This is a genomic window from Lachnoclostridium sp. An169 (assembly GCF_002160525.1).
Taxonomy (GTDB): domain Bacteria; phylum Bacillota; class Clostridia; order Lachnospirales; family Lachnospiraceae; genus Mediterraneibacter; species Mediterraneibacter cottocaccae.
Genome location: NZ_NFKT01000087.1, coordinates 1 through 590, shown reverse-complemented (window position 1 = coordinate 590; position 590 = coordinate 1). Strand labels below are relative to the sequence as shown.

At 42.7% G+C, this 590-nt stretch carries 1 protein-coding gene; it reads left to right on the top strand.

Going from position 1 to position 590, the window contains the following annotated elements; all coding sequences use genetic code 11:
- Positions 1-145 precede the first annotated feature (145 nt).
- The coding region (locus B5F07_RS22240) for a transposase (protein WP_140398086.1) at positions 146-590 on the top strand (445 nt) is incomplete at its 3' end.

Below are 590 nucleotides of genomic sequence, written 5' to 3'. Positions count from 1 at the left end.
GGGGCTGTCGGGAAATAGATAGTTCCAAGCAGGGGCAGGCGTGACTCATACGAGTCTCGCCTGCCCCTGAAATTTATCCTCTAAAAAGAAAGAAAGATGACTAACGACAGCCATCTTTCTCTCCGTTCCATGTTATAATAGAACTATGCTAACCAAGGAATATTATAACGACTTTTTTGAAATTGGGCAACAGAAAATTAACTTCAGTTTCTTCGAATTGAGTTTACCTGATGACGATCCAGTCTATACCCTAAAAAATGTGATGGAGGAATTAGATTTTTCGGGCCTGCTGGCCTGCTATTCAGATAAGGGAAGAACCGGGTATAACCCAATCATGCTGTATGCTGTTGTTACCTACGCAAACATGCGCGGAGTCAGGGCTGTTGACCGTATTGTAGATTTATGCCAGAGAGATCTTGCTTTTATCTGGCTGACCAAAGGAGAAAAGCCTCAGAGAGACGCTTTTTATGACTTTAAAGGGAAAAAACTGACAGGCGAAGTTTTGGACGAATTGAATTATCAGTTCATGCGCCGTCTGGAAAAGGAAGGGCTAGTCACGCTGAAAGAGCTTTATATCGATGGAACAAAGA